3 protein-coding genes and 1 pseudogene are annotated in these 3,933 nt (G+C 72.7%); 3 read left to right on the top strand and 1 reads right to left on the bottom strand.

The annotated features are described in order from the left end of the window. Window positions 1-980: NAD(P)/FAD-dependent oxidoreductase (locus ACLEQD_RS38595; RefSeq protein ID WP_410390858.1), on the bottom strand; the 980-nt coding region annotated here is incomplete at its 3' end. Between the two features lie 188 nt (window positions 981-1,168). On the opposite strand from ACLEQD_RS38595, the gene aroF reads away from it, so the two are divergent. From aroF to ACLEQD_RS38580, 3 genes and pseudogenes are all read left to right on the top strand, one after another. Then, window positions 1,169-2,194, top strand: a complete 1,026-nt coding sequence (aroF, locus tag ACLEQD_RS38590; protein ID WP_410390857.1) for a 3-deoxy-7-phosphoheptulonate synthase — start codon at window positions 1,169-1,171, stop codon at window positions 2,192-2,194. A gap of 3 nt (window positions 2,195-2,197) precedes the next feature. Then, window positions 2,198-3,213: pseudogene (gene trpD / locus ACLEQD_RS38585) on the top strand (anthranilate phosphoribosyltransferase). Continuing rightward, a partial coding sequence (locus tag ACLEQD_RS38580) for an indole-3-glycerol phosphate synthase TrpC (RefSeq protein WP_410390855.1) occupies window positions 3,210-3,933 on the top strand: 724 nt, incomplete at its 3' end. The pseudogene trpD and the gene ACLEQD_RS38580, both read left to right, overlap by 4 nt.

Raw genomic sequence — 3,933 nt, 5'->3', positions numbered from 1 at the left:
CCCGCGTCGCCCACCACCGACACGGACACCAGCGCCTGCCCCGGGGGCGCGTACGCGGCGGACACCTCGCTCATCACCGCCACGTTGTTCACCGGCCCGCGCCCCTCGCCGTTGAGCGTGAGCCAGGGCCCCTCCACCGGCGGCTCCGGCGCGGCGAAGTACAGGCACGTCACGCGGTTCATCCGGGGCGCCGGCATGCCCACGAGCAGCGACGCCGCGGTGGAGGGGTCCGTCGCCACCACCACGGCGTCCGCGTGCAGCATCTCCGCGCCCGGCAGGCGCACGCGGTGGCCCCACACCTCCTCCACGCGCACGCCCATCCGCAGCGCGGCCGACGGCAGCCTCGCCGCCAGCTGTTCGGGGATGGCCCCCATCCCGTTCGCCGGCACGGCCGCGTGGCCCCTCGCGAACATCCGGAACACGAACTCCAGCATCCGGCTGGACGTCGTCAGCCCGCGCTCCAGGAAGATGCCGCCGAAGAAGGGCGTGAAGAACGCCTCGAGCATCTCCTCGGAGAAGCCCAGGTCGCGCAGCAGGTGCCACGACTCCTGCTGCGGCCGCTGCCACAGGTCCCCCAGCTCGCCGGACGTGGACAGCTGCCGCAGCTCCAGCACGCGCAGCTTGTCCGCCAGCCCTCCCGGCGCGTCGAACAGGTGTGACACCGCCGTGACGGGCTGCCGCAGCGGGTCCGCCACCGTGTGCAGCCGCCCACCCCGCCACACCTTCGCGCCTGGGATGAAGCGCTGGAGCGACAGGGCCTGGAGGTCCAGCACGCGCCGGCCCTCGGGGTAGGCCGTGAGGTACACCTGGAAGCCCCGGTCCAGCAGGAACCCCTCGTGCGAGTCGGTGCGCACCCTTCCGCCCGGCGCGTCCCCTGCTTCCAGGATGCGGGCGTCCACCCGGGCTTCGAGCAGCGCCGTCGCGCACGCCAGGCCCGCGAGCCCTCCGCCCACGACGATGACTCCGGGCCGCTTCGCCATGGTCCGCCTCCCGTACAGCGAGCGTGCGGAAGCTGGCTTGATAACACCAGGACGTGCAAGCAAGACTCTGGTTCGGTTGCGGGCATCCGACAGTTCCGGCAAACGTTTCCCGTGTGCCCGATGCCCCAAGCACGCCCACACTGGCATCCGCCGGTGTGTCCTTTGGAGAGAAAGAGCAGGAGTCCCCCATGTTGATCGTGATGCGCCCAGACGCGACGGCCCAGGACATCGAGCGAGTGAACGATGAGATCCGCCGCCGTGGCTGGCATCCGCACGCGATTCCAGGGGGCTCTCGCACCGCCATCGGCATCACGGGCAACCCGGGCGCGGTGGAGCCGGAGCCCTTCCGCGTGCTGCCCGGCGTCGCGGACGCCATCCCCATCTCCCAGCCGTTCAAGCTGGTCAGCCGCGAGGTGAAGCAGGAGGACAGCCAGGTGCGCGTGGGCAACCTCACGCTCGGCGGCGCCGCCATCCACGTCATCGCGGGCCCCTGCTCCGTGGAGTCGCGCGAGCAGATCATCTCCACCGCCCAGGCGGTGAAGAAGGCGGGCGCCACCATGCTGCGCGGCGGCGCGTTCAAGCCGCGCACCAGCCCCTATGAGTTCCAGGGCCTCAAGGGCGACGGCCTGGCGCTGCTGGCGGAGGCGCGCAAGGAGACGGGCCTGCTGGTGACGACGGAGGTGAAGGACACGGCGACGCTGGCGGCCGTCGTGGAGCACACCGACATCCTCCAGGTGGGCGCGCGCAACATGCAGAACTTCAGCCTGCTGGAGGCGGTGGGTGAGACGCGCAAGCCCGTGCTGCTCAAGCGCGGCATCAGCGCCACCATCAAGGAGCTGCTGATGGCGGCCGAGTACATCGTCGCGCGCGGCAACACCCAGGTCATCCTCTGCGAGCGCGGCATCCGCACGTTCGAGAACATGACGCGCAACACGCTGGACCTGAACGCGGTGCCCATGCTCAAGGCGCTGTCGCACCTGCCCGTGTTCGTGGACCCCTCGCACGGCATCGGCGTGCGCAAGGCCGTCCCCGCGATGATGCGGGCCGCGGTCGCCGCGGGCGCGGACGGCCTCATCGTGGAGGTCCACCCGGATCCGCCGCGCGCGAAGTCGGACGGCTTCCAGTCGCTGGACTTCTCCGAGTTCGAGAAGGCCATGGGCGAGGTGCGGGCCATCGCCGCCGCGATGGGCCGCGAGATGGTCCGGCTGGGATAGGCCATGACGCTCAAGGAAGCGCTGGGCAGGGTGGTGGGCCGGCGCGACCTCTCCGCGAGGAGATGGCCTCTGTCATGGGCCAGATGCTCGCGGGCGAGGCCTCCGCCGCGCAGGTCGGTGCGCTGGCGGCCGCGCTGCGCATGAAGGGGGAGACCGAGGACGAAATCCTCGGCGCGGCGGAGGCCATGCGGGCCTGCGCGGCGAAGATTGCTCCCCTGGCGGAGGTGGTGCTCGACACCTGCGGTACGGGGGGTGATGGGGCGCACACCTTCAACATCTCCACCGCGGTGGCCTTCGTGGCCGCCGGGGCGGGGGCGACGGTGGCCAAGCACGGCAACCGCGCGGTCTCCAGCCGCTGCGGCAGCGCGGACGTGCTGGCGGCGCTGGGCGTGTCCATGGAGCGGGCGCACGCGCAGGTGGCGCGCGACATCGACGAGCACGGGGTGGGCTTCCTCTTCGCGCCCTCGCACCACAGCGCCTTGAGGCACGTGGCGCAGGCGCGCAGGGACCTGGGCTTCCACAGCGTGTTCAACCTGCTGGGGCCGCTGACGAACCCGGCGGGGGCGCGCTACCAGCTGCTGGGCACGTTCGACCGGCAGCGCGTGGAGCAGACCGCGCGCGTGCTGGGGCGGCTGGGCAGCCGGCGCGCCTGGGTGGTGCACGGGCACGACGGGCTGGATGAGATTTCGCCGTGCGCGCCCACGGAGGTCGCGGAGCTGTGCGCGGACGGCACCGTGCGCCGCTTCACGGTGACGCCGGAGGACGCGGGCCTGTCCACGGTGCCGCGCGAGTCCATCGCCGGAGGCGACGCGGAGGAGAACGCGAAGCGCCTGCGCGCGCTGCTCGCCGGAGAGCGTGACGGGGTGCGCACGGCGGTGCTGCTCAACGCGGCCGCCGCGCTGCTCATCGTGGGGCTGGTGGACAGCCTGAAGGAGGGCGTGAAGCGGGCCGAGCACGCCATCGACTCCGGGGCCGCCGAACGCAAGCTCACGGCGCTCATCCAGAAGGCCGCGGCATGACGACCTCCTCTTCGGCCGCGAAGCCCGCGGAGGCCCCCGGCACGCTGGACGTCATCATGGCGCGCAAGCGCCGGGAGCTGGGGACCCGTCCTCCGCCCACGCACGGCGCGCAGCCCCCCACGCGGGACTTCGCCCAGGCGCTGGTCCGCCGCGTGTTGGGACATCCGGTCAACGTCATCGCGGAGGTGAAGCGCAAGAGCCCGTCGGGCGGCGCCTTCCCCCACGCGGACGTCGTCGCGGTGGCCCGCTCCTATGAAGCCGCCGGCGCCTGCGCCATCAGCGTGCTCACGGACGGGCCGGACTTCGGCGGCAGCCTGGAGGACCTGGTCGCGGTCCGGGCCGCCGTCTCCATCCCCGTGCTGCGCAAGGACTTCCTCGTCGCCGCCAGCGAGGTGGAGGAGAGCGCGGCCTGGGGCGCGGACGCGGTGCTGCTCATCGCGGACGCGCTGACGGACGCGGAGCTCCGGGAGATGATCGCCGCCGCGAAGCAGGTGCGCGTGGCCGCGCTCGTGGAAGCCCACACGGAGGCGCACGCCGAACGCGCGCTCGCCGCGGGCGCGAGCATCATCGGCCTCAACAACCGCGACCTCGCCACGCTGAAGACGGACACCGGCACGGCGCTCCGGGTGATGCCCGCGCTGCGCGCCCGGTCCACCGCGCTGGTGGCGGAGAGCGGCCTCAAGCACCTGGCGGACCTCACCGCCGCGCGCGACGCGGGCG

The organism is Corallococcus sp. 4LFB (assembly GCF_046520365.1).
GTDB lineage: Bacteria > Myxococcota > Myxococcia > Myxococcales > Myxococcaceae > Corallococcus > Corallococcus caeni.
Note: the sequence above shows the minus strand (reverse complement) of the source record. Positions and strands in the feature narration are given on the sequence as shown.

Coding starts and splice junctions, on each gene's coding strand:
- aroF (WP_410390857.1), top strand. CDS start 1,169: ATGTTGATCGTGATGCGCCCAGACGCGACGGCCCAGGACATCGAGCGA.